The organism is Nocardia sp. NPDC056541 (assembly GCF_042794235.1).
In the GTDB taxonomy this organism is placed as follows: Bacteria; Actinomycetota; Actinomycetes; order Mycobacteriales; family Mycobacteriaceae; genus Nocardia.
Genome location: NZ_JBHTUD010000003.1, coordinates 272,840 through 295,521, shown reverse-complemented (window position 1 = coordinate 295,521; position 22,682 = coordinate 272,840). Strand labels below are relative to the sequence as shown.

The following is a 22,682-nucleotide window of genomic DNA, read 5'->3' as shown; positions in this document are numbered from 1 at the left end:
GTCGACGTTCGTGGTTTCCCCCGATGTTGTCCCTGATGCTGTGGCGGATCGTCGTGCTCGCCTGCTGGCGGGGGCGGCGGTGACTTTGGGGCAGCTCAATGATGTTTTGGCGCCGTTGGGGGCGATGTTCGCCGAGAAGGGGCACAGTCTTTATCTGGTCGGTGGCAGCGTGCGTGACGCGGTGCTCGGCCGGCTCGGCAACGACCTGGATTTCACCACCGACGCGCGGCCGGAGGTCGTGCAGGAGCTGATGCGTGGGTGGGCCGACCACCTGTGGGATACCGGCGGCTTGGCCTTCGGTACGGTCAGCGCGGCCAAGAAAGATCAGCAGCTCGAGATCACCACCTTCCGCGCCGATACCTACGACCGGGTCTCGCGTAATCCCGAGGTCACCTTCGGCGACTCACTCGAGGGCGACCTGGTGCGCCGCGATTTCACGGTGAACGCGATGGCGGTCAAGATCGCCGCCGACGGGTCGCTGGAATTCGTCGACCCGCTCAACGGGATCGAAGCGCTGCTCGAAGGCGTGCTGGATACTCCTGCGGCGCCACAGGATTCGTTCGACGACGATCCGCTGCGGATGCTGCGGGCCGCGCGCTTCGTCGCCCAGCTAGGTTTCGAGGTCGCGCCGCGGGTGCGTGCGGCGATCATCGAGATGGCCGATCAGATCGACCGGATCACCGCCGAGCGGGTGCGCGCCGAACTCGACAAACTGATCGGCGCCGACCACCCGATCGACGGCATCAACCTCATGTGCGACACCGGTCTGGCGCAGCGCGTGCTGCCCGAGGTGCCCGCGATGAAGCTCGAGATCGACGAGCACCACCAGCACAAGGACGTGTACCAGCATTCGCTGACCGTGCTGCAGCAGGCGATCGACCAGGAGGAAGGCGACGCCGACCTGGTATTGCGCTGGGCGGCACTGCTGCACGACATCGGCAAGCCCGACACCAAACGCAACGAGCCCGCGGGCGGCGTGAGCTTCCACCACCACGAGGTGGTCGGCGCGAAGATGGTGCGCAAGCGGATGCGAGCGCTGAAGTACCCGAAGGCGTTCACCGAAGAGGTTGCGCGCCTGGTGTTCCTGCACCTGCGTTTCCACGGTTACGGCAAGGGACAGTGGACGGATTCGGCGGTGCGCCGATACGTCACCGACGCCGACGACCTGCTCGAACGCCTGCACAAGCTCGTGCGCGCCGACTGCACCACCCGCAACAAGCGCCGCGCCGCGGCCCTGCGCTCGACCTACGACGAGCTGGAGGAGCGGATCGCGGCGCTGCGCGAGCAGGAGGACCTGGCCCGGGTGCGCCCGGATCTGGACGGCAACGCGATCATGGAACTGCTCGGGCTGCCGCCGGGGCCGCAGGTCGGTAAGGCATGGAAGTACCTGAAGGATCTGCGACTCGACCGCGGCCCGATGACCCACGACGAGGCCGAAGCCGCCCTGCGGGAATGGTGGGCCACGCAGAACTGATCAGAAGACGATCAGCGTTGTTCCCGCGATGATGGCGTCGCGGATCTGGGTCAGGTCGAACGAGCCGGTGGTCTCGGGCAGTTCGAGCCGGAATTTCACCACGTCACCGCGCCGGTGCGCGTAGGAGATGCTGGCCCGGTTGGGCAGGTCGTCGAGCAGTAGCGCGGGCGCGGGCACCACGCGCTTGGGGAGCCGGATGCCGTACCAACTGGCCTTGCGGATGTCGAGGGTGAGCAGGTTGTCGTAGACCTGCCCGTCGACGACCGCCCGCATCTTGCGCGTGCGATGCGTCGCGACGATCTGTCCGCGCTGGTCGAGGCGCACCCGCCAATCCAGGTTCTGGGCGTCCACCCAGTCCGCCAGCGCGCCGATGCCGATGGCGCCCTCGATGTCGAGCTGCTGGACCCGGACCTTGGTCGGCACACCGGGAATCAGCCGCACACCGTGCGCGACCACGGTGACCGTGTCGAACGGATGTGAGTCCCAGACCAGGTTCGACAGCACGGTCTTGCTCTGGAAGTGAGCGCCGCGTCTGCGCAGCTTGAACGTGTCGAGGGTGGCGGTGAGGTCGTGCCCGAGCAGCGTGGCACTGATCTCCTGGCCGCCGAAACGGCTGAGGATGCCCTCGCTGAGCACGGTCATCAGCACATCGGGCATGAGCGCGGTGACGGTGCCGGAACCGAGGTCGGCGACGGGGTCGGCCCAGGACGTGGTGAAGCCGAGCCACTGGTCGATCCATGACGGGTCGAGCAGACGTTTGCCCATATCGACAGCGCCTGCCAGTGACCAGGACTTCGGATCGAAATACGTGGCCATGATGGCTCCGAGCGTACTTGGCCGCGTCGCCGGTGGCCATGAAGTGTGACCCGATTATGGGATATCACCACCGGTTGCTTCCGAAGGTGCGGAGTTGTTTTCTTGTTACATCCGAATATGCGGACATATCCTGATCGGGTGGCGAAACTGCGAATCAAGGAAGCGGCCGATCTGCTCGGTGTCAGCGACGACACGGTGCGTCGCTGGATCGACACGGGCGCCCTCACGGCGACCAAGGACGCCGCGGGCCGCCTGGTGCTGGACGGCCGGGAGCTGGCCGAACACGCCGTCGACCAGGCACGCACGCCACACACCCAGGTGGGTAGTGCCAGCTCGGCACGCAATCGGTTTCCGGGTCTGGTCACTCGCGTGGTGACCGACACGGTGATGGCACAGGTGGAGATGCAATGCGGTCCTTTCACGGTGGTTTCGCTGATGAGCAGCGAATCGGTGCGCGAGCTGGGGCTCGAGCCGGGCAGCGTCGCGCTGGCGAGCGTCAAGGCCACGACAGTGGTGGTCGAGAAGGCCGCCGAATGATCGGCCGGGTCGCGCTCGGTGCCGCGCTGGTGCTGGTCACCGTGAGTGGTTGCGGGAGTGGCGGTACCGAGCAATCCACGCTCACCGTGTTCGCCGCGGCGTCACTGAAGAGCGTGTTCACCGGTTTGGAGAAAGACTTCGAGACCGCCAATCCCGGTGTGGATGTGCAGTTCTCGTTCGCCGGTTCGTCGGATCTGGCCGCCCAACTCCAAGCGGGAGCTCCCGCTGATGTTTTCGCCTCGGCCGACCAGCCGACCATGGACAAGGCGGTCCAGAGCGGCCGAATCACCGCGGCCCCGGCCACTTTCGCCACCAACGTCCTCACCTTGGTCACGGCACCGGGAAATCCCAAGGGCATCACCGGAATCAACGACCTCGCCGACGCCACCCTGGTGGTCTGTGCTCCCCAGGTTCCGTGCGGCCGGGCGACGAAGAAGGTCGCCGACGCCGCGGGCGCCACGCTGCGTCCGGTGAGTGAGGAGTCCTCCGTGGCCGATGTTCTCACCAAGGTGACCTCCGGCCAGGCCGACGCCGGCTTCGTCTACGTCACCGATGCGTCCGCCGCGGGCGCGAAGGTGGGCGTCGTGGCGGTGCCCGAGGCGTCGGCGGCCGTGAACACGTATCCGATTGCCGTGGTGGCGGATTCGAAGCAAGCCGCGAACGCGCAGAAATTCTCCGAACTGGTCACCGGCCCCACCGGTCGGGCAGCCCTGGCCGCGGCGGGGTTCGGCGCGCCGTGATCGGTGTCGGCATCGGCGGCGCAGGCGGACCCGGCATCGCCGCGTGTTGCGCGGGCCGTGCCCGGTCCTGCTGGTTGGCTGGTGTCGTGAAGATTCCGGATCGGCCGGGGGTCGGTGTCGCGTGAGCACCGGGTTGCCTCGGTGGTTGCCGGTGCCCGCCGTCATCGGGTTCGCGCTGGTGGTGCTTCCGCTGGCCGCGTTGGCCTGGGGAGTGGAGTGGGGTCGGTTCGTCGAGCTCGTGAGTACCGAAGCATCAAGGGACGCACTGTGGTTGAGCCTGCGCACCGCGACCGCGAGCACCGTGCTGTGCCTGGTGTTCGGGGTGCCGATGGCGGCGGTGCTGGCCCGGGCCCGGTGGCCGGGGATGCCGGTGTTGCGCGCTCTGGTGTTGTTGCCCTTGGTATTACCGCCGGTAGTCGGCGGTATCGCGCTGCTCTACACCTTCGGCCGACGGGGGCTGCTCGGCGAACACCTGGAAGCCGCGGGGATTCAGATCGCGTTCAGCACGACCGCGGTCGTGCTGGCGCAAACCTTTGTGGCACTGCCCTTTCTGGTGCTCACCCTCGAAGGGGCGTTGCGGACGGCGGGTAGCCGCTACGAGCAGATCGCCGCGACGCTGGGTGCGGGCCCGAATACGGTCTGGTGGCGGATCACCCTGCCCCTGCTTCGACCCGCGCTGATCTCCGGCGCGGTCCTCGCCTTCGCCCGCGCCCTCGGCGAATTCGGCGCCACCCTCACCTTCGCGGGCAGTCTCCAAGGCCGCACCCGCACCCTCCCGCTGGAGATCTACCTCCAGCGGGAAGCCGATCCCGACGCTGCCGTCGCCCTGTCGGTGGTGCTGATCGTCGTCGCCGTCCTGATCGTCCTGCTCGCCTACCGCCGCACCAGCCCGATCCCCGGCACCCAGCTGCGCAGCGGCGCCGGTGCTCCGCGAGAGCGATCGGCGGCGTGAAGTGACCGAGGAATCCGTGCCCTCGCCCGCTGCGGCATTGAACTGTCCGACCGGTCTGTCGGTATCGGCGCGGATCGCCGCCCGCGATCTCGACGTGCGGATCGACGTCGCCCCGGGCGAGGTGCTTGCCGTGCTCGGCCCCAACGGTGCGGGCAAATCCAGTCTGCTCCAGGTGATCGCCGGGCTGGTCGTCCCAGACGAAGGCCACGTACGACTCGGCGATCGCAGCCTCACCGACACCGCCGAAGGCATCGCGCTACCGCCACATCGACGCGCCGTCTCCCTCCTCGCCCAGGATCCGCTGCTGTTCCCCCACCTCAGCGTGCGCGACAACGTCGCGTTCGGCCCGCGCAGCCGCGGCGCGAGCACCCGCACCGCCCGGAAAATCGCGGAAGACTGGCTGACCGCGGTCGACGCGACCGCTTTCGCCGACCGCCACCCCGGTGCCCTCTCCGGCGGCCAGGCTCAGCGCGTTGCCCTGGCCCGCGCCCTCGCTGTCGACCCCGACCTGCTGCTCCTCGACGAACCCATGTCGGCGCTCGACGTCGACGTGGCCCCGGCCATGCGCACCCTGCTGCGTCGTGTCCTGCGCGACGAACCCGGCCGCGCCCACCCCCGATGCGCCGTCCTGGTCACCCACGACATCATCGATGCCATCACCCTCGCTGACCGCCTCGTCGTTCTGGAGGCGGGCCGCATCGTCGAGTCCGGCCCGGTCGCGGAGGTGATGTCGCACCCGCGCAACCCCTTCGCCGCCCGCGTCGCCGGCCTCAACCTCCTGCGCGGCACCGGGGTCGAGTCGGTGCTGCTGCCTGCGTCGGCTCCATCCTGGGATCAGCCGAGTTCAGCGGACCAGCCAGGTACCGACGAACCGGCGATGCCGCGTACGCCCCTCGACGAGCAGGCCCCGGCCTTCGGGACTGTGCTGGTCGAAGACCTCGGCGTCGACGGCCGCGTTGTCGGGGATTTCGTACCCGGTGCCCGCGCGGCCGCGGTGTTCTCCCCGGCCGCGGTGTCGGTCTTTCGCACCCGGCCCGGCGGCAGTCCACGCAACGTCTTCACCGTCGACATCGCGGAGATCACCGACCGGGGCGGCATCGTCCGAGTCCGCGGTGACGCACCGCGGGCTCCCGGCCTGTGCGCCGATCTGACCCCGGCGGCCGTCGCCCAACTCCAGCTCACCATCGGTGCGCGGGTGTACTTCGCGGTGAAGGCCACCGAGGTCCGCGTGTACGCCTGCTGAACCACGCCCCGGGTGATAACGGTATGAATCTGTGCGTTCATGCTCGAAATACCGGGGTACATTCCCGGCGAGTGACCCGCGAAGACCGGAGGGCATCACATGCCGCTGGACCTGAACAGTGATCTGGGCGAGGGCTTCGGCCCGTGGCGGATGGGCGACGACGCCGCCATGCTCGACATCGTGACCAGCGCGAACATCGCGTGTGGTTTCCATGCAGGCGATCCGGCCACCATGCGCCGCACCTGCGAACTCGCCGTGGCCAAGGGTGTGCGGATCGGCGCGCACGTCGGCTATCGCGATCTGGTCGGTTTCGGCCGCCGCGATATCGCCATCGCCCCGGCCGATCTGCGCGACGAGGTGCTCTATCAGATCGGCGCGCTCGCGGCCTTCGCGCGGGCGGCGGGCGACCGGGTCCGCTATGTGAAACCGCACGGCGCGCTCTACCACGCGGCCGCCCGCGATCGCCTGCTCGCCGAAGCCCTTGTCGCCGCGGTGGCCGAAGCCGAACCCGGTCTCGCGCTGCTCGGACCGGCGGGTACCGAACTGGAACGGGCCGCTCAGCGGGTGCGTTTCGTCGGTGAGGGATTCGCCGACCGGGCTTACACTGCAACAGGTTCGCTGGCCCCGCGCGGAGTTGCCGGGGCGGTGCTGTCGGCCGACGACGCCGTGGCCCAGGCGACAACTCTTGCGCTGTCGGGGACCGCGCGTACCGTAGACGGTCCCGGTACGGTCGCCGTGTCCGTGGCCAGCGTGTGCGTCCACGGCGACTCTCCGGCGGCCGTCGAGATGGCCCGCCGGATCCGGGGGGCGCTCGACGAAGCCGGGATACCGGTGGAGCCGTTCAGCTGAGGGGTGGGAGGCACGATGGACATCGATTGGAACGCGCGGATCCGGCCCGCGGGTGACCGCGCCGTGCTCATCACCCTCGACGACCCGCGCCCGGTACAGCGGTTGGCCTCCGCGCTGCGCGTGCACGCGATAGCCGGTGTCGAGGATGTGCTGCCCGCGGCGGAAACCGTGCTGGTCACCATGCATTCGGTGAGTTATGGCGTGCAGGTCCGCCGTGAACTCGTCGCGCTGCTCGACCGGCTGGATCACGAGCCACCGCAAGCGGATTCGCCAGATGTTTCCCGTGGAACAGTGCCGGATACCGAGGCGGTCGTGGAGATCCCGGTGCACTACGACGGCGCGGACCTGCCCGAGGTGGCCCGGCTGCTCGACCTGTCGATCCCGGAGGTGATCGCGGCGCATACCGGCACTGTCTGGCGGTGCGCGTTCGTCGGTTTCGCGCCCGGTTTCGGCTACCTCACCTCGCCCGACGGCAGGCTCACGGTGCCACGCCGCACCCATGCCCGCACGGCCATCCCGGCGGGCGCGGTGGCGCTGGCCGGCGGATATTCGGCGGTCTACCCGCGCGGCACGCCGGGCGGTTGGCAGTTGATCGGCACCACCGATCTGCGAATGTGGGCGGTGGACCGCGATCCACCCGCGCTGGTGCGGGCGGGTTCGGCGATCAGGTTCGTCGCTTCCGAGGAATAGCTGCTTCGGCGGAAAATCAAGGGCTGCTCAACGGTGCGCCGCCTCGACAGCGAATCGGGGAGAGATCGAATGCTGATCTTCATCGAACGGGTGGGGCCGCTCGCGACAGTGCAGGACCTGGGCAGACAGGGCTGGTTCGATTCCGGCGTCGGCCAGGCAGGTGCGGCCGACCGCGGGTCGCTGCGGCTGGCGAACCGGCTGGTCGGCAATCCGGAGAACTTCGCCGCCATCGAAGCACTGCTCGGCGGCCTCGCCCTGCGCGCCGACGGTCACCTCACCGTCGCGGTCACCGGCGCGCCCGCCCCCGCCACCGTCGACGGCACCCCGGTCGGGCATGCGAGTGTGCTCGAACTCGACGAGGGCCAGGTGCTGCGACTCGGCCTCGCGAACACTGGTCTGCGCAGCTACGTGGCGGTGCGTGGCGGAATCGATGTGGCCAAGGTGCTGGGTTCGCGTAGCCGCGACACCTTGTCCGGCATCGGTCCCGACCCGCTGGTGGTCGGCACGCAGTTGCCGGTCGGTCCCCCGCCGCGCACCCTGCCGACCGTGGAATTCGCGCCGGTTCCGCTACCGCCGAAAGTGCTCACGGTCCGAGCGTGTCCGGGCCCGCGCGCGGACTGGTTCACCGATCCCGACCAGCTGTTCCGCGGTTCCTGGATCGTTTCCACCGACACCGACCGGGTCGGCGCCCGGCTGGATCGCGCCGACGGACCCCCGCTGGTGCGGTCGATCGGCCGCGAATTGCCCTCCGAGGGTGTGGCGCTGGGCTCGGTGCAGGTGCCACCGAGCGGTCAGCCCGTCGTCTTCCTGGCCGATCACCCGATCACCGGCGGTTATCCGGTGATCGCCGTCGTCCTCGATGCCGATGTCGACCGTGTCGCGCAGGCTCGCCCCGGCGACCGGCTGCTGTTCGTGGCGGCGTCCTGACTCAGCGCGGCGGATTCAATCGCGCGTGCATGAGGTACACGTTGTAGCTGTCCCACGCCGACATCGTGAAGTAGAGGTCCTGCGCGGTCGACCAGGGATGGATGAACCCGCCGTACGCCTTCGGATACATCTCGGTGGACACCAGCGGCACGGTCGAGGTCCAGGCGCCCTGCGGCTGACCCGCGGTCCGCAACACGATCTGGCTCGCGGCCGAATCGAGATAGACCATCTGCCACTGCCGGCTTTCCTCGTCGAACCGCACCGACAGCTCGCTGGCCATCCCGTTCACGAGCGGTGTCGCCGAGTTCTGCGCCGCGGGCGCCCAATTGCCGTCCACCCAGTACTGATAGGCGGTCTTGTTGAGCACGTCGGCCTTGCGCACCCTGGCCAGGCCGATCATCCCGATCCGGCCGTTGGGCGTGCCGAACATGTAGACGTAATCCCCGTGCGGCACCATCGCCGCCACCTGGAACTGCCCGAGACCGAACATGTTCTCCCAGCGGGCATGCTGATCTTTGGTCCAGGTCGAGCCGCCGTCGTCGGAGTAGGCGAGTCCGCCGTAGTTCGTCATCCACATGCCGGGGATCTTCGACCAGTGGTTCACCGACATGTAGCTCATGAACTGCCGTTTGCCGAGCGCGAACCCCGAGGTCGGGATCGTGGTGGTCTCCCAGTTCTTGATCTTGCGGCTGCCGAGGAGTTCGGCGGCGTGACAGGGGCTGTCCTGCACCATCGAGTCGATGGTGATGCCGTCGTTCAGATCCTTGTCGGTGCTGTAGGCCAGCACATTCGATCGCCAGTCGGCGCCGTCGGAGCCCGCGCCGCCGTAGGCCCAGCCCTCGCCGAAGGTGTCGCCGAACACCATGGCCACCTTGCCCGGTTCGGTTTCCCAGAACAGCCCGAGGTCGGTGCCGTCGACCTGCCAGCGCATATCGGTCCGGTTGGTCGAGCCGTGTCCGGTGACCTGGTCCACGAGGCGGACGGACTCCACCTTCGCAGGCGCGACCGGCGCCGCGAGCGGGCCACGTTCGATCGGCCGGATCACCGGTTCCGGCGCTTCCTGGGCCGGTTCGCTCTCGCCGCCGGGCACCGGGATCGGAATCGGCTCGATCTCCGGGTTGATCCTGATCCGCGGCAACGCGATCGCCGATCCGGTCGAGGTGGACTCGTCCGAACTTTCGGGTTCGGGTTCCGGCGTGTCACGGACCTCCGGGCACGGATTGCGGCACGGATCGGTGGGCAGCGGAACCTGTGCAACGCGCGTGTTGTCGTGCGGCGGGTCGGGAATCGGTACCGGCGTCAGCTGCGGCACCCAGACGGGGATGTCGATGCTCGGCGGCAGGACCGGCGCCGGCGGTGCGGCCGGGTCCGGCAGCCGGTTGACCGGGTCGAATCCTGTTTCTCCGCAGAGATTCACCGGCGGAGGCACCCACGGCAGTGGGCCCGCCTGCGCGGGGACGGCGAGGATGGCGGACAGCACCACACCCACGGCGGCAGTTCCGTGCGATACCGGTCTTGCGCGCATCTGGCTCCCTCGAATCGGTGTCGGCGAGGAACACCTGTGATCTTGTGAGAACTTACCGGAACCGATCGCTGTTGCCGTGCGTCCAAACACATGTGAACGAAATCGAGTACGTCTTCGGAACCGGCGACGCGGTCGTGCACCACTGGTCGAGCCACGACGGACTGGCCGACACGAGCGTCGTCGATGCCCTCTGGATCGATTACGACACCGGCATCGACCACGACACGCTCCTCCCCGATATCCCGCTGGCCACCGCCGATCACCGCACGGTGCTGGCCCAGGAAACCGCGGGCACCCTCAGCAGGCCACCCTGGCTCGACGGGAATTGAGCGCGATGGCCGCGATGCCGAGGGCGTACACCCCGGCGCCGGCCAGCACCACCCCGATCGAACGTCCGTCGGCCGGGATCACCAGCGCGGTCACCGCGATCGCCAAGACAAAACAGACGTTGAAAACCGTGTCCTGCAGGGCGAATACCTGCCCGCGCTGGTCGTCGTCGATGTCGATCTGCATGCTCGCGTCGCCGGTGAGCTTGATCGTCTGCCCGGCGAGGCCGAGCCCGAACGCGCCTGCCAGCAGCAGCCGGTGCGCGTTGTCGACCGCGGGCCCGGTGGCCAGCGCGATGGGCGTCACGAGCGTGAGTTGCACGATCACCGCCGTCGAGAGCCCCACCAGTACCGTGCGCGGCCTGCCGAGGCGCGGAATCAGGATCGGCGCGCCGATCGCGGCCAGCAACATGCCCGCCGCCGCGAAGCCGATCGCGACCCCGAAGCCGACCAGCCCGCCGCTCATCTCGGTGCCGTCGGTGGGCTGACGCAGCACCAGCACCATGATCAGCGTGTTCATCCCGAAGACGACGCGATGCGCGCCGATTCCGATCATCGCCGTGGTCACCTGGGCCGAATGCCACACGGCTCGTGCGCCGGTGCGCAGACCGGTCGCGATGGCGTGCACGGTGCTCTCGGTCCCCGCCGAGCCGCGGTCGGGACCGAGCACATGCGGGCGGAACCCCAAGGCCAGCACCGCGCCGACCATCGAGCCGATCCCGCTCAACGCGACCGCGACCGCCGAGGCCGCGTCACCCGCGCCGATCAGCGCGATCACCGCCACCGACGCCGCGGCGCCGATCCCGGCACATACCGAGGCCACCGTCGCCAGTACCGAATTCATCGGCACCAGCCAGCGCTGTTCGAGCACGCGCGGCAGCGCCGCCGACACACCGGCCAGCACGAATCTGCTGATCCCTACCGTCGCCAGCGCCAGCACCAGCAGTGGCGTCTCCCCCACGCCCACGAACAGCCCGATCGCGGCCACGCCGATCAGCACCGCCCGCGCCACACTCGCCACCAGCAGCACATTGCGCCGATCCCATCGATCCAGCAGCGCGCCCGCGTACGGCCCGAGCACCGAATACGGCAGCAGCAGCACCGCGAAACCGGCGGCGATGGCCAGCGGATCGGTCTCGCGTTCCGGGTTGAACAGGATCGCGCCCGACAGGGCCGCCTGGAACATCCCGTCACCGAACTGCGCGGCCAGCCGCAACAGGGCCAGACGTGGCACCCGCGGGTTCCGGCGGACCACCTCGCGGGTGTCGCGAAGCAGATGTCTCATCGAGATCGGCTGCTCATCCGCCGTATTCGAGCCGTCAGGGGGATGAGTCGACACGTCATGACCATAGTGGTGCCAGAATTGAAGGGTGACGCCCACATCGACGACACCGCCGCGGATCGAACTACACCGCGGTGGCGACCGGATGAAGACGCGGATCCCGTGGCTCGACTCCAAGCATTCGTTCTCCTTCGGCGAGCACTACGACCCCGACAACACCCATCACGGGCTGCTGCTGGTGAACAACGAGGACGTGGTGCTGCCCGGCGAGGGCTTCGACACCCATCCGCATCGGGACATGGAAATCGTCACCTGGGTGCTCGGCGGCAGCCTCGTGCATCAGGATTCGCTCGGCCACAACGGCGTCATCTATCCGGGTCTGGCCCAGCGGATGAGCGCGGGCACCGGCATCCAGCACTCGGAGAAGAATGATTCGTGGCGCCTCGACGGCAAGACCCACGACGAGCCGGTGCACTTCGTGCAGATGTGGGTGGTTCCGGATGAGCCGGGCGTCGACCCCGGCTACCAGCAGCTCGAGATCGACGACGAACTCGCGCGCGGCGATCTGGTGACGGTCGCGTCGGGCCTGCCCCGCTATCGCGACCGCACGGCCATCGCGATCAATTCCTCACATGCCGCCATGCACGTCGCCAGGATGACGGCCGACAGTCCCGGCGTCACCCTCCCCGATGCTCCCTACCTGCATGTTTTCGTCGCACGCGGTGAGGTCGACGTCGAGGGCCTCGGCACCCTGTCCCAGGGCGACGCGATTCGGCTGACCCGCTCCGGTGGTCAGTTGATCCGTCCGCACGGCGACGCCGAGGTGCTCGTCTGGGAGATGCACGCGCGCCTCGGCGGCGGGTAGCTCAGGCTGAACCCGGCTGCCGGGTCAAGGTCGCCGACTTGGCATTTGTCCTGGTAGCGGCGACGATCTGCGCGAATTCGGGTCGGAAGTCGCCGTCTGGCGCCTGCATCCAGGTGCGATATCCGCTGCGCTCGTCGGCCGGTGAGGGCAGCACCACCTCGCTACCGGGCAGGGCGACCGAGGCGCAGACCCGGAACAGCTCGGCGAACAGCACGGTGTCGAGGTAGGAGTTGTCTACCGGGCCGGTGAGGAAGGTCCAGCGACCGGAGCGCGGGTGGGCGATGATCGGCCCGCAGCGCAGGCCCCGCGTGACGAGCAGCCCGCGGACCCGTTCGCCCAGCGTCGACGGCATCACCACCGCGCCGACCGAGCCGATCTCGAGCACGATCCGCCCCAGCGCCGCGTCGACGACGCCGTAGAGGCCATGGTGCTTGCGGTATTGGCGACAGCGCGCCAAAGCGTCCTGGGTGGCCGAGTATTCCTCGGCCGCCGTATACCCGCCCTTGTCCTCATCGGTGTGCAACGTGCTCATCACGACCTCGTCTCTGTCGACGGTGGTTCGATGTAGCTGTGAGTTCGCTCGATCGGGGCGAAACTCGGTGGGTGGTGGAGCATCACGACCGGGTGCGCAGGAAACTTTTTCATAACGGCAGGACGTGAGAGAAAAAGACCGTTCCGGACAGCCTATAGCCGCACAACCATGCTGACAATAGTCAGTAGCTGGCGTGTCGATCGGCGTACGATATTCGCCCATGGCTCCCGTTTCGCCGACCGTCGCGCGCTGGGAACTCGTCCTGCGTCTGCGCGAACTCCGTGAGCAGCGCGGATTCGATTCGGCCGGGTTCGCCCGTCGCGTCGGGTTCACGCCCGCGAACTGGTCGCATGTCGAGAAGGGCAGGCGGGTGCTCACCCGCACCACCATCGAGCCGGTCCTCGATGTTCTCGATGTGACACCCGACGAACGCCGCGAACTGCTCGCCCTGCTCGAGGCGAGTAAACAGCGTGGCTGGTGGACGACGGCCTCCTCGGCGCTGATCGGTCCCGAGTTGCAGCGGCTGTACGGGATGGAGGCCGGCGCGCAGAGTATCCGCAGCTACGACAGCATGATCGTGCCCGGTCTGCTGCAGACCGAGGCGTACGCGCGGGCGCTGATCAGTGCCGATGTGATGATCCGCCCGGTTCAGGTTGACCAATTAGTCTCGATACGACTACGCCGCCAGCAGCGGCTGCGCGGGCCCGATCCGCTGGAACTCACCGCGGTGCTCGGCGAGGCGACCTTGCGTCAGCAGACCGGCGGTGGCGAGGTGCTGCGCGGGCAGTTGCGGCACCTGGTCGCGCTGGTGCGCGAACTCGACACCGTCGACGTGCGCGTCATCCCGTTCAGCGCGCCCGAGGGGGCCGTGCTCGGCGGTTCCAGCTTCCATCTGCTCGACTTCGCAAGCGATCAGCTACCTACCTTCGCCTGGGCTGAGAGCGCGGTGTTCGGCGGCCATGTCGACGATGCCGAACAGGTCCGCGATCTCGGCTTCGCCTACGTGCGCGCCCGCGAGCAATCCCTTTCCCGCACCGAATCTCTCGCCCTGATCAGGGAGTATGCAAGCGTGTAAGATTCTGGTTATGTCCACCACCGCTCGCCGCCGCCCGGCCGAACACGGCTGGTTCACCTCGTCACGCTCGAATAACGGCAACCAGTGTGTCGAGGTTCGTTTCGACGGAGACGCTGTCCAGATACGAGACAGCAAATTTCGCCGCAACCCGATGAACGCCGGCTTGGTCGAGCCCGTCATCACCGTCGACGCCCCCCTGTGGACAGCCTTCCTCCACTGCCTGCTCACCGCCCGCCCCCACCCGGACCTGGTAGCCCACACCTCCTCCGACGGCTCGACCACGCTCCGCCACGAAGCCGTCCTGCTGCACTTCACCCCCGAAGAGTGGAATGCCTTCACCGCCGGCGTCCGAGACGACGAGTTCGCCTGCGCGTAAGACCACATCGCCGGCCATCGGTATTTCGGCATACTGGGGGGCGTGACTTCTGATCTGAGCGCTCCCTCCGGTATTGATCTGTCCTTCCGCGATCAGGATGTGCGGGTGCAGGACGATCTGTTCGCGCATGTCAACGGGCAGTGGTTGGCCGGGTACGAGATCCCGGCCGACCGGGCTGTCGACGGTGCGTTTCGCACGCTCTACGACCAGGCCGAGCTAGATGTGCAGGCGATCATCACCGATAGCGCGGCCGGTGCCGCCGACGATGCCGATGCCCGCAAGATCGGGGATCTGTTCTCGAGCTTCATGGCCACCGATGTGGTCGCGGCGGCCGGGTTCACGCCTGTCGCCGAGGAGCTGCGCGCGATCGCCGAGGTCGGCGATCCGAGCGCGTTCGCCGCGCTGCTCGGGCGCTTGCAGCGCACGGGGGTCCGTGGCGCGCTCGCCTACTACGTGGACACCGACGACAAGAACTCCACCCGCTATCTGGTGCACGCGACCCAGTCGGGCATCGGGCTGCCCGACGAGTCCTACTACCGCGCCGACGAGTTCGCGGACATCCGCGACGCGTACCTCGCGCACATCACCAAGACGTTCACCATCGCCGCCGCGGACGCGTCGCTGGCGGGCCTGCTCCCCGCCGACCCGGCCGACGCCGCCCGTCGCGTGTTCGAGCTGGAACGCACACTCGCCGCGGGTCATTGGGATGTCGTGCGGCGCCGCGACGCCGAGAAGAGCTACAACCTCACCACTTTCGCCGACCTGGTCGCAGAGAACCCGGAATTCGACTGGGCCGCTTGGGTAGACGGTGTCGCCACCGGACTCGACCGTGACGGCAAGGACCTGTTCGCCGAGCTCGTCGTGCGCCAGCCCGGCTACCTGCGCGCCTTCGCCGCTGCCTGGGCCGAGGTGCCGCAGGCGGATTGGCAAGCGTGGGCGGCGTGGCAGGTGCTGCACGCGCGCTCGGGGTTCCTCACCGACGAGATCGTCGAGGAGTACTTCGACTTCTACGGACGCACCCTCACCGGTGCCGAGGAGAACCGCGAACGCTGGAAGCGCGGAGTGTCGCTGGTGCAGGAACTGCTCGGCGAAGCGGTCGGCAAATTGTATGTGGCCCGGCACTTCCCGCCGCAGGCCAAGGCCCGCATGGTGGAGCTGGTGGCCAATCTCCAGGAGGCCTACCGCCGCAATATCGCCGACCTCGAGTGGATGGGCCCCGACACCCGCGCGGCCGCACTGACCAAGCTGGAGAAGTTCACCCCCAAGATCGGCTACCCCGACACCTGGCGCGACTACTCCGCGGTCGAGATCGACGCGAGCGACCTCGTCGGCAACTACCGCCGTGGCCATGCCGCCGAGCACGACCGCGACCTGGGCAAACTGGGTGGCGAAGTCGATCGCGGCGAATGGTTCATGACCCCGCAGACCGTGAACGCCTACTACAACCCCGGCATGAACGAGATCGTGTTCCCCGCGGCGATCCTGCAGCCGCCGTTCTTCGACATGAACGCCGACGACGCCGCCAACTACGGCGGGATCGGCGCGGTGATCGGCCACGAGATCGGGCACGGCTTCGACGACCAGGGCGCGAAATACGACGGCGACGGCAACATGCAGGACTGGTGGACCGACGAGGATCGCGCCGAGTTCGGCAAGCGCACCAAGGCCCTGATCGACCAGTACAACGTGCTCTCCCCCGCCGACCTGGACGACGAGCACACCGTGAACGGCGAATTCACCATCGGTGAGAACATCGGCGACCTCGGCGGACTGTCCATCGCTCTTGCCGCCTACAAGATTTCGCTCGAAGGCAAGCAGCCTCCGGTGATCGACGGTCTCACCGGTCTGCAGCGCGTCTTCTACGGCTGGGCGCAGGTCTGGCGCACCAAGGCCCGCACCGAGGAGGCCATCCGCCGCCTCGCCGTCGACCCGCACTCCCCGCCGGAGTTCCGCTGCAACGCGGTGATCCGCAATATCGACACCTTCTATGACGCTTTCGGTGTGACTCCGGACGACAAGCTCTACTTGAAGCCGGAGGAACGTGTGACCATCTGGTGACGAGGTCTCGACCCTGCCGGTCGCCGGTAGGGTCGACACCACTCCATCGCAGAGGGGCAATCTCATGCGTCACCAGCAGGTAGCCGACAACGTCTTCACCATCGCGGGTACGGACGTGAACATGGTCCTACTCCGCGAGGGCCGTGACCTCACGCTGATCGACGCGGGGTGGTACGGCGACGCCGACCTGATCGAAGCCAGTGTCGAGGCCCTCGGTCATCGCGTCGAAGACATCGCCGCGGTTCTGCTGACCCATGCGCACCTGGATCACGTCGGCGCCCTCAACCACCTCCATGCGAAGTACGGCATCCCCGCCTACACCAGCCGGCTCGAGGTGGCCCATGCCAAAGGTGAGGTCCATGAGTCCGCCACTCCGCTCGACGTCATCAAACGGCTCACCGATGTCTCCACCTGCGGCTGGGCGCTGCGGATCACTCGCGCGGGTGGCCTCCGCAAGAACCCGGTCCCCCATATCCAGCCCTTCCGCACCGCGGGCGAGCTGGATCTTCCCGGCCGCCCCACGCCGATCGCCACCCCGGGACACACCTCGGGCCATTCGGCCTTCCATCTCGCAGCGGCCGGTGCGGTAGTCACCGGCGACACCCTGGTTACCGCGCATCCCACCTCGAAATTTACAGGCCCCCAATTACTTCCCGACTTCTTCAACCACTCGACCCCGGAAACCCTCACCGCACTCGAGGCCCTCGAGCCGCTCGCCGCCGATCTGGTTCTCCCCGGCCACGGTGTCCCCTTCACCGAGGGCATCCGGCAAGCTGTCGACCGGGCGCGGGCCCACGCGAGAACCGAACGGCGCGAATAACGAGTAGTCAGCTGATTGCTGTCGTCACTCTGGGCAAACGCGAGTAGTGACCATGTAAGTAGAGTTTGTGATAGCGAAAGTACAGTAAGAGCAGATGGATTGGCCGGCCCACCGCACGGAGCAGCATTCCTGGCAGGCGCGTGACGGACGAAGTCCGCGAGTCGGCCCCGTCCCCGAGCAGGCAGCGGTGTCGATCCCACCGCGTATCGCCGAACTCGACTTCGCCACCAGGCGAACAACATCGGCGAGCGAGGCCGCGGTGATCGCGGTGACACATCTCGAAGCCGGCCAGGGCCAGTATTCGGCACCGCTGCGCGAATTCCTGCTGCGCAGCGAGGCTGTCGCGTCGTCGCGGATCGAGCACATCGATGCGGGGTGGCGAGCATTCAGCAAATCCTTCGGCGGCGCGACGACCGGACCTGAGGCGGCGTCACAGGTCAGCGCGGTCCGGGCCCTCACCGGACTGGTCGACAGTGCGGCGACCGGCCGGATCACGGAGGCGAATCTGCTCAGCGCCCATCGCGTGCTGATCGCTCCGGAATGGGAGAAGGCGGGACGCTTCCGGACCGTCCAAACCTGGATCGGCGGAAGCGATTACACGCCGCTGCACGCCCTGTACGTACCGCCGCCACCGGAACTCGTGCCCGAATTGGTCGCCGACCTGCTGGCCTTCGTCGCGCGTGGTGATCTGCCGATCCTGGTCCAAGCCGCGATCGCGCACGCGCAGTTCGTGTCGATCCACCCGTTCGTCAGCGGCAACGGCCGGATCGGACGCGCCCTGGTGAGCGCCATTCTGCGCAGACGCGGGCTGACCGACAGGGTCACCGTTCCCCTGGCGTCGGTCATGCTCGCCGACACCTCGCGCTATTTCGCCCAACTGGCCGCCTACCGCGCCGGCGCCGCCGACGAATTCGTCATCTATCTGGCGCTCGCCGCGGTGTACGCCAGCGAGGCGGCGATCGATTCGGCCCGCACGCTCGCCGCGCTCCCCCAGCGATGGCGAGACCGCGCCCGTCCTCGCGGCGGTTCCGCGGACGAAGCGCTCTTGGCGAACCTGGTCGAGCACCCGATTCTCACTGTCGCCGGCGCGAACGCCATCACGGCGACCACCGATTCGGCTACCTACCGTGCCCTCGAACGACTCGTCGACGTGGGGATCCTCGACGTCGTCTCCGACTCCAAACGAAATCGAATCTGGGCCGCCACCGACATCCTCGCCGAACTCGACGCCCTCAACGCCGCGATCGGCCGACGCACAGCGGCGGGCCTGTCCTAGCGCAGGCCGCTCGGCCGCGTCGCGGTACCGCCTGACCGAATGCCTGATCAGCGCAAACGCAGTTCGGTGCCGGCGTCGAAGAAGAAGACTTCCTCCGGCTTCGGCCGCAGGTGCAAGGTCTCGCCGAGCGTGGTCTGGAACCGGCGATCGACTCGGACCACGATCTTGCCCGAGCGGGTGGACCAGTCGGTGCCCGCGCCGTGGGTGTAGACGAAGGATTCGGCGCCGAGTTCCTCGAGTAGTTCGGCGACGACGGTGATCCCGGCGGGATCGGTGGTGACTTCCCAGGATTCGGGGCGGATGCCCAGAACGACGCGCGTACCGGAAACAGTGCGGGGCACCGGGATTCGCAGTCCGTCGAGCACCGCCTCGCCGTCGACGACGGGCGCTTCGAGCAGGTTCATGCCGGGCGAGCCGATGAACCCGGCGACGAAGGTGTTCAGCGGATTGTCGTACAGCTCACGCGGAGAAGCGATCTGCTGCAACCTTCCGTCGCGCAGCACCGCGACACGGTGCCCCATCGTCATCGCCTCCACCTGGTCGTGGGTGACGTAGACGGTGGTCGTGCCGAGTCGCTGCTGCAACGCGGCGATCTGGGATCGGGTGCTCACCCGCAACTTCGCGTCCAGGTTGGACAGCGGCTCGTCCATGCAGAACACCTGGGGGCGGCGCACGATGGCCCGGCCCATGGCAACGCGCTGACGCTGGCCGCCGGAGAGCTTGGCCGGTTTGCGGTCGAGCAGCGGCTCGAGTTCGAGCATCGCCGCGGCTTCCTTCACCCGAACCAAGGTGTCGGACTTCGACATTCCCGCGTTGCGCAGCGCGAAGCCCATGTTCTCGGCGACGGTCATGTTCGGGTAGAGCGCGTAGCTCTGGAACACCATCGCCACGTCGCGGGCGCGCGGCGGCAGGTCGGTGACATCGCGCTCACCGATCCGAATCGTGCCCGCCTCGACGGATTCGAGTCCGGCCAGCATCCGCAGACTGGTCGACTTGCCGCAGCCGGATGGGCCGACCAGCACCAGGAATTCACCATCGGCGATGTCGATGTCGAGTGCGTCGACGGCGGGGGCGTCGGCGCCGGGATAGCGATGGGTCACACCGTCGAACTGCACTGTCGCCATGGCGAATTCTCCTAGCGGGGAAAGCGAAACGGGCCGGTGGTCACAACGAACCACCGGCCCGTGGGGGAACTACTTGGGCAGCTTGGGCGTGATCTGCCGGTCGATGATCGCCTGCACGTCGGCGGCCACCTTCGCGAGAACCGTGGCCGGATCGGCGTTCTGGAGACCGATCTGCTCGTAGCCGGTACCGATGATCTGATCGGCGCCGGGCACGAACACGCGCGCGTAGTCCTGCGACTTCGCTACCGAGAGCTGGTCGATGGCGACCTTGGAGTTGGGGTTCTTCGCCAGGAAGTCGATCTCGCTGGGGTCGGTCACGGCCGACTTGCGCACCGGCATATAGCCCGTGTTCTGCGTGAAGTACGCCGTGTTGGCCGCATTGGTGATGAACTCGATGAACCTGAGCGCGTTGACCTTTCGCGTATCCGAGATCCGCGACGGAATCGCCAGACCGGCGCCGCCGGTGGTGACGCCGGGACCGTTCGGGTGCGGCAGGAACGCGGTGCCGACCTCGAACTTGCCGTCGGCGTTCTTCTTGATGCCCTTGAGGTCGCCGGTGGAGGCGATGGTCGAGGCCGCGACGCCGGTGCCGAAGTCGACCGCGATCTGCGGGCGGATCGCGGCGTACTTCTTGACGTTGATCGAGTCGCGCAGGTACGTGGCCGCGGCGATCGAACCCGGATCGGTGAACTTCAGCTTCCACTGATCGGAGTAGGCGCCGCCGAAGGTCCAGTTCGGGCCCTGGAAGGTCCAGCCCAGGTAGTTCTTCGCGTCACCCCAGGCGTGCGCGAACTTGTCGGCGCCGACGAGCGACTGCAGCTTCGGGCCCCACTCGTCGAATTCCTGCCAGGAGTTCGGGCCGCGGTCGGGCAGTCCGGCCTTCGCCCAGACGTCCTTGTTGTAGTAGAACAGCGGCGTCGAGCGGGCGTAGGGCAGCGCGTAGTGCTTGCCGTCGAACAGGTAGTCGGCGGCGAGGGAGTCGACGTAGTCGCTCAGCTGCACACCCGCGGCGCCGAAGTGTCCGTCGAGCGGTTCGATGGCCTTGCTCAGCGCGTAGTTGAACCACCAGACATCCGACAGCACCACAACATCGGGCAGGTCACCACCGGTGAGCGCGGCGTTGAACTTCTGCGCCACCTCCTCGTAGTTCTTGCCCGCGTCGACCAGGTTCACCTTCAGGTCGGGGTTCTTCGCCTGGAACCGGTTGATCAGCTCCAGCTCCAGCTCCTTGGAGGTGCCGGGGTGGTTGGACCAGAAGGTGATGGTGTTGGCGTCACCGGAATCACCGGATCCGCCGCCGGTGCCCGCGCACGCGGACAGCGCCGCGGCAGCGGCGACGCCGCCGGTCAGGCCGAGGAAGCCACGGCGGCTCAACGCCGGGAATCGTGAGTTGGACACTGGCGAACTCCTGTTCGAGATCTATCCCTTGACCGCACCGGAGGTGAGGCCCTTGATCATGTGACGTTGCAGGGCAAGGAAGACGATGAGGATCGGCAACATGGTGAGCACGGTGCCCGCCATCACCGGCCCCCAGTTGGTGACGCTGGGGTTCTCGGTGTTCTGCAGCAGGGTCAGCCCCACCGGCAGCGTCGCGACATCGGCGGAATCGGCCATCAGGAACGGCCAGAGGTACTCGTTCCACTCGTTGACCAGCGTCACCACCGCGAACGCCACCATCGTCGGTCCCGACATGGGCAGCACCACGCGAGTGAGCAGCCGCCACCAGTTCGCCCCGTCCATCCGCGCCGCCTCGATCACCTCGGCGGGCAGCGACAGGAAGTGGTTGCGCATCAGGAAGGTGCCGAAGGCGACCCCGCAGAGCGGAATGATGATGCCCTGGAAGGTGTTTCGCCAGCCGAGCTGCGCGATGAACGCGTAGTTGGAGATGACGGTGATCTGGTTGGGCACCATCAGCGCCGCGATGATCACCAGGAACACGATGTTCTTGCCGGGGAAGCGCAGGAACACCAGGCCGTAGGCGCTGAACACCCCGAGCGCGAACTTCACCACCGACACCACGCCGGTGACGATCAGCGAGTTGCGCAGGAACGTCCAGAACGGCACCGTGGTGGTGGCGTGGCTGTAGTTCTCCGGGTGCCAGCTGTGCGGCCAGTAGACCGCGGGCTGGGTGTAGATCTCGGAGCGGTCCTTGAGCGAGGTGATCAGGATCCAGAACAGCGGGACTCCGACGATGATCAGCACGCACACCATCGCCGCGTAGCCGAGTCCGGTGACGGCACGTTCGCGCCGCTTGTACGAGAGTGTCTGCGGGCCTACATGTTTCATCGTTCGCCTCGGTCCATCACGCGCACCTGGATCAACGTGACCACCAGCAGCACCACGAACATGATCGTGGCCACGGTGGCGCCGTAGCCGGCCCGGAAATTGCGGAACGACTCCTCGTACACCTGGAACACCATCGTCGTCGTGCCGTTGCCGAGCGGTCCGCCGCGCGTCATCACATTGATGATGTCGAAGACTTGCAGCGAGTTCAGCAACACGGTGATCGACAGAAAGAAGGTTGTCGGACGCAGTTGTGGCAGAAGAACTTTCGTGAATCGGGTCCAGCTGCTCGCGCCATCCATTTCGGCTGCTTCGAGCAATTCGGCGCGCACGCCTTGCAGCGCGGCCAGATAGATCACGAAGGCATAGCCGAGGTTCTTCCAGATGTAGGTGAGCGTCACCATGAACAGGGCCCAATTCGGGTCCTGATAGAAATCCGGCACATTGTCGACGCCGAGCCGGTGCAGGACGTCTTGTACCAGACCGAAACTCGGATCGAAGATGAATTGAAAAGCTACGCCGATCGCCGCGCCCGAAATCACGAACGGGGCGAAAATCGCCGAGCGGACTACATTGCGCCCGAACAGTTTTCGATCGAGCAGCATGGCGAGCGCGAGACCGAGCGCCATACTCACCACAACCGCCGCCACGGTGAAGATCAGCGTATTGCTGACGACCTTCCATGAGTCGTCGCGCTGCCACCACTCGATGTAGTTGTCGAACCCGACCGAATTCGCCACCGGGTCAGCGATATTCCAGTCGGTGAACGATAGCCGGATGTTATCGGCAAGCGGTCGGTAAACGAACAGGGTGAGCAGCGCCAGGTTCGGCACCACGAGTACCGCGAACAGCGCGTAGTCCTGCCACGGACGGCTTCTCCCGGGGAGTACTCGCTCTGGACTCTTTCGCACC

23 protein-coding genes are annotated in these 22,682 nt (G+C 67.4%); 15 read left to right on the top strand and 8 right to left on the bottom strand.

The genetic code is table 11. The annotated features are described in order from the left end of the window. Positions 1-10: 10 nt before the first annotated feature. Complete coding sequence (locus tag ACFQ9R_RS06870; protein ID WP_378989366.1) at positions 11-1,474, top strand: CCA tRNA nucleotidyltransferase; 1,464 nt, start codon at positions 11-13, stop codon at positions 1,472-1,474. Here the strand turns inward: ACFQ9R_RS06870 and ACFQ9R_RS06865 are convergent, their stop codons facing one another. Beyond that, positions 1,475-2,290 (bottom strand): hypothetical protein, encoded by an 816-nt coding sequence (locus ACFQ9R_RS06865; RefSeq protein WP_378989365.1) that lies wholly within the window; start codon positions 2,288-2,290, stop codon positions 1,475-1,477. A gap of 138 nt (positions 2,291-2,428) precedes the next feature. Between ACFQ9R_RS06865 and ACFQ9R_RS06860 the strand changes: the two genes are divergently transcribed. From ACFQ9R_RS06860 to ACFQ9R_RS06830, 7 genes are all read left to right on the top strand, one after another. Then, the gene (locus tag ACFQ9R_RS06860) at positions 2,429-2,827 is read left to right on the top strand and encodes a molybdopterin-binding protein (RefSeq protein ID WP_378653545.1); all 399 of its coding nucleotides are present in this window, start codon (positions 2,429-2,431) and stop codon (positions 2,825-2,827) included. Further along, complete coding sequence (gene modA, locus ACFQ9R_RS06855; RefSeq protein WP_378989364.1) at positions 2,824-3,567, top strand: molybdate ABC transporter substrate-binding protein; 744 nt, start codon at positions 2,824-2,826, stop codon at positions 3,565-3,567. The genes ACFQ9R_RS06860 and modA overlap by 4 nt, the downstream gene beginning before the upstream one ends. Before the next feature lie 121 nt (positions 3,568-3,688). Further along, positions 3,689-4,519, top strand: a complete 831-nt coding sequence (locus tag ACFQ9R_RS06850) for an ABC transporter permease (protein ID WP_378989363.1) — start codon at positions 3,689-3,691, stop codon at positions 4,517-4,519. Between the two features lies 1 nt (position 4,520). After that, a complete protein-coding gene (locus tag ACFQ9R_RS06845) occupies positions 4,521-5,762 on the top strand; it encodes a sulfate/molybdate ABC transporter ATP-binding protein (RefSeq protein ID WP_378989362.1) in 1,242 nt (413 codons plus the stop codon). Between the two features lie 99 nt (positions 5,763-5,861). Then, entirely contained in the window at positions 5,862-6,611 is a 750-nt protein-coding gene (locus ACFQ9R_RS06840; protein WP_378989361.1) for a LamB/YcsF family protein, read from the top strand. A 15-nt stretch (positions 6,612-6,626) separates the two neighbouring features. Continuing rightward, positions 6,627-7,301 carry an allophanate hydrolase subunit 1 gene (locus ACFQ9R_RS06835; protein WP_378989360.1) on the top strand — a complete coding sequence of 225 codons (675 nt, stop codon included), beginning with the start codon at positions 6,627-6,629 and terminating at the stop codon, positions 7,299-7,301. Positions 7,302-7,370: 69 nt separating this feature from the next. Further along, positions 7,371-8,228 carry a biotin-dependent carboxyltransferase family protein gene (locus tag ACFQ9R_RS06830; protein ID WP_378989359.1) on the top strand — a complete coding sequence of 286 codons (858 nt, stop codon included), beginning with the start codon at positions 7,371-7,373 and terminating at the stop codon, positions 8,226-8,228. Position 8,229: 1 nt separating this feature from the next. Here ACFQ9R_RS06830 and ACFQ9R_RS06825 read toward each other — a convergent pair whose 3' ends face one another. Continuing rightward, positions 8,230-9,753: a DUF4185 domain-containing protein gene (locus tag ACFQ9R_RS06825; protein ID WP_378989358.1), complete on the bottom strand. Its 1,524-nt coding sequence runs from the start codon at positions 9,751-9,753 to the stop codon at positions 8,230-8,232. A gap of 92 nt (positions 9,754-9,845) precedes the next feature. On the opposite strand from ACFQ9R_RS06825, the gene ACFQ9R_RS06820 reads away from it, so the two are divergent. Beyond that, on the top strand, positions 9,846-10,082 hold the full coding sequence (locus tag ACFQ9R_RS06820; protein ID WP_378989356.1) for a hypothetical protein: 237 nt from the start codon (positions 9,846-9,848) through the stop codon (positions 10,080-10,082). Here the strand turns inward: ACFQ9R_RS06820 and ACFQ9R_RS06815 are convergent. Next, the gene (locus ACFQ9R_RS06815) at positions 10,051-11,364 is read right to left on the bottom strand and encodes an MFS transporter (RefSeq protein WP_378989355.1); all 1,314 of its coding nucleotides are present in this window, start codon (positions 11,362-11,364) and stop codon (positions 10,051-10,053) included. The genes ACFQ9R_RS06820 and ACFQ9R_RS06815 overlap by 32 nt on opposite strands. 142 nt (positions 11,365-11,506) lie before the next feature. On the opposite strand from ACFQ9R_RS06815, the gene ACFQ9R_RS06810 reads away from it, so the two are divergent. Beyond that, the gene (locus tag ACFQ9R_RS06810) at positions 11,507-12,226 is read left to right on the top strand and encodes a pirin family protein (RefSeq protein ID WP_378989548.1); all 720 of its coding nucleotides are present in this window, start codon (positions 11,507-11,509) and stop codon (positions 12,224-12,226) included. Between the two features lies 1 nt (position 12,227). Here the strand turns inward: ACFQ9R_RS06810 and ACFQ9R_RS06805 are convergent, their stop codons facing one another. Next, positions 12,228-12,758, bottom strand: a complete 531-nt coding sequence (locus ACFQ9R_RS06805; RefSeq protein ID WP_378989354.1) for a hypothetical protein — start codon at positions 12,756-12,758, stop codon at positions 12,228-12,230. Positions 12,759-12,978: 220 nt separating this feature from the next. Here ACFQ9R_RS06805 and ACFQ9R_RS06800 point away from each other — a divergent pair, with 220 nt between their 5' ends. The 5 genes from ACFQ9R_RS06800 (at position 12,979) to ACFQ9R_RS06780 (ending at position 18,363) form a co-directional block, all read left to right on the top strand. Next, positions 12,979-13,833, top strand: coding sequence for a helix-turn-helix domain-containing protein (locus ACFQ9R_RS06800; protein WP_378989353.1), 855 nt, complete (start codon positions 12,979-12,981; stop codon positions 13,831-13,833). Positions 13,834-13,843: 10 nt separating this feature from the next. Then, the gene (locus tag ACFQ9R_RS06795) at positions 13,844-14,209 is read left to right on the top strand and encodes a DUF397 domain-containing protein (RefSeq protein ID WP_378989352.1); all 366 of its coding nucleotides are present in this window, start codon (positions 13,844-13,846) and stop codon (positions 14,207-14,209) included. Positions 14,210-14,251: 42 nt separating this feature from the next. Continuing rightward, positions 14,252-16,267, top strand: a complete 2,016-nt coding sequence (locus tag ACFQ9R_RS06790; protein WP_378989351.1) for a M13 family metallopeptidase — start codon at positions 14,252-14,254, stop codon at positions 16,265-16,267. A gap of 64 nt (positions 16,268-16,331) precedes the next feature. Then, positions 16,332-17,087: an MBL fold metallo-hydrolase gene (locus tag ACFQ9R_RS06785; RefSeq protein WP_378989350.1), complete on the top strand. Its 756-nt coding sequence runs from the start codon at positions 16,332-16,334 to the stop codon at positions 17,085-17,087. A gap of 94 nt (positions 17,088-17,181) precedes the next feature. Then, entirely contained in the window at positions 17,182-18,363 is a 1,182-nt protein-coding gene (locus ACFQ9R_RS06780) for a Fic family protein (RefSeq protein WP_378989349.1), read from the top strand. 47 nt (positions 18,364-18,410) lie between these two features. Here the strand turns inward: ACFQ9R_RS06780 and ACFQ9R_RS06775 are convergent, their stop codons facing one another. From ACFQ9R_RS06775 to ACFQ9R_RS06760, 4 genes are all read right to left on the bottom strand, one after another. Continuing rightward, the gene (locus ACFQ9R_RS06775) at positions 18,411-19,487 is read right to left on the bottom strand and encodes an ABC transporter ATP-binding protein (protein WP_378989348.1); all 1,077 of its coding nucleotides are present in this window, start codon (positions 19,485-19,487) and stop codon (positions 18,411-18,413) included. A gap of 69 nt (positions 19,488-19,556) precedes the next feature. Beyond that, positions 19,557-20,885 (bottom strand): ABC transporter substrate-binding protein, encoded by a 1,329-nt coding sequence (locus tag ACFQ9R_RS06770; protein ID WP_378989347.1) that lies wholly within the window; start codon positions 20,883-20,885, stop codon positions 19,557-19,559. A 21-nt stretch (positions 20,886-20,906) separates the two neighbouring features. Beyond that, positions 20,907-21,773, bottom strand: a complete 867-nt coding sequence (locus tag ACFQ9R_RS06765) for a carbohydrate ABC transporter permease (RefSeq protein WP_378989346.1) — start codon at positions 21,771-21,773, stop codon at positions 20,907-20,909. After that, positions 21,770-22,681 carry a carbohydrate ABC transporter permease gene (locus ACFQ9R_RS06760; protein WP_378989547.1) on the bottom strand — a complete coding sequence of 304 codons (912 nt, stop codon included), beginning with the start codon at positions 22,679-22,681 and terminating at the stop codon, positions 21,770-21,772. The genes ACFQ9R_RS06765 and ACFQ9R_RS06760 overlap by 4 nt, the downstream gene beginning before the upstream one ends. Between the last annotated feature and the right edge of the window lies 1 nt (position 22,682).

What these genes read in the sequence shown, in the direction of transcription:
- ACFQ9R_RS06835 (WP_378989360.1), top strand. Translation starts at nt 6,627, where the DNA reads ATGGACATCGATTGGAACGCGCGGATCCGGCCCGCGGGTGACCGCGCC.
- ACFQ9R_RS06810 (WP_378989548.1), top strand. Translation starts at nt 11,507, where the DNA reads ATGAAGACGCGGATCCCGTGGCTCGACTCCAAGCATTCGTTCTCCTTC.
- ACFQ9R_RS06830 (WP_378989359.1), top strand. Translation starts at nt 7,371, where the DNA reads ATGCTGATCTTCATCGAACGGGTGGGGCCGCTCGCGACAGTGCAGGAC.
- ACFQ9R_RS06815 (WP_378989355.1), bottom strand. Translation starts at nt 11,364, where the DNA reads ATGAGACATCTGCTTCGCGACACCCGCGAGGTGGTCCGCCGGAACCCG.
- ACFQ9R_RS06795 (WP_378989352.1), top strand. Translation starts at nt 13,844, where the DNA reads ATGTCCACCACCGCTCGCCGCCGCCCGGCCGAACACGGCTGGTTCACC.
- ACFQ9R_RS06785 (WP_378989350.1), top strand. Translation starts at nt 16,332, where the DNA reads ATGCGTCACCAGCAGGTAGCCGACAACGTCTTCACCATCGCGGGTACG.
- ACFQ9R_RS06865 (WP_378989365.1), bottom strand. Translation starts at nt 2,290, where the DNA reads ATGGCCACGTATTTCGATCCGAAGTCCTGGTCACTGGCAGGCGCTGTC.
- ACFQ9R_RS06800 (WP_378989353.1), top strand. Translation starts at nt 12,979, where the DNA reads ATGGCTCCCGTTTCGCCGACCGTCGCGCGCTGGGAACTCGTCCTGCGT.
- ACFQ9R_RS06825 (WP_378989358.1), bottom strand. Translation starts at nt 9,753, where the DNA reads ATGCGCGCAAGACCGGTATCGCACGGAACTGCCGCCGTGGGTGTGGTG.
- ACFQ9R_RS06765 (WP_378989346.1), bottom strand. Translation starts at nt 21,773, where the DNA reads ATGAAACATGTAGGCCCGCAGACACTCTCGTACAAGCGGCGCGAACGT.
- modA (WP_378989364.1), top strand. Translation starts at nt 2,824, where the DNA reads ATGATCGGCCGGGTCGCGCTCGGTGCCGCGCTGGTGCTGGTCACCGTG.
- ACFQ9R_RS06775 (WP_378989348.1), bottom strand. Translation starts at nt 19,487, where the DNA reads ATGGCGACAGTGCAGTTCGACGGTGTGACCCATCGCTATCCCGGCGCC.
- ACFQ9R_RS06840 (WP_378989361.1), top strand. Translation starts at nt 5,862, where the DNA reads ATGCCGCTGGACCTGAACAGTGATCTGGGCGAGGGCTTCGGCCCGTGG.
- ACFQ9R_RS06780 (WP_378989349.1), top strand. Translation starts at nt 17,182, where the DNA reads ATGGATTGGCCGGCCCACCGCACGGAGCAGCATTCCTGGCAGGCGCGT.
- ACFQ9R_RS06805 (WP_378989354.1), bottom strand. Translation starts at nt 12,758, where the DNA reads ATGAGCACGTTGCACACCGATGAGGACAAGGGCGGGTATACGGCGGCC.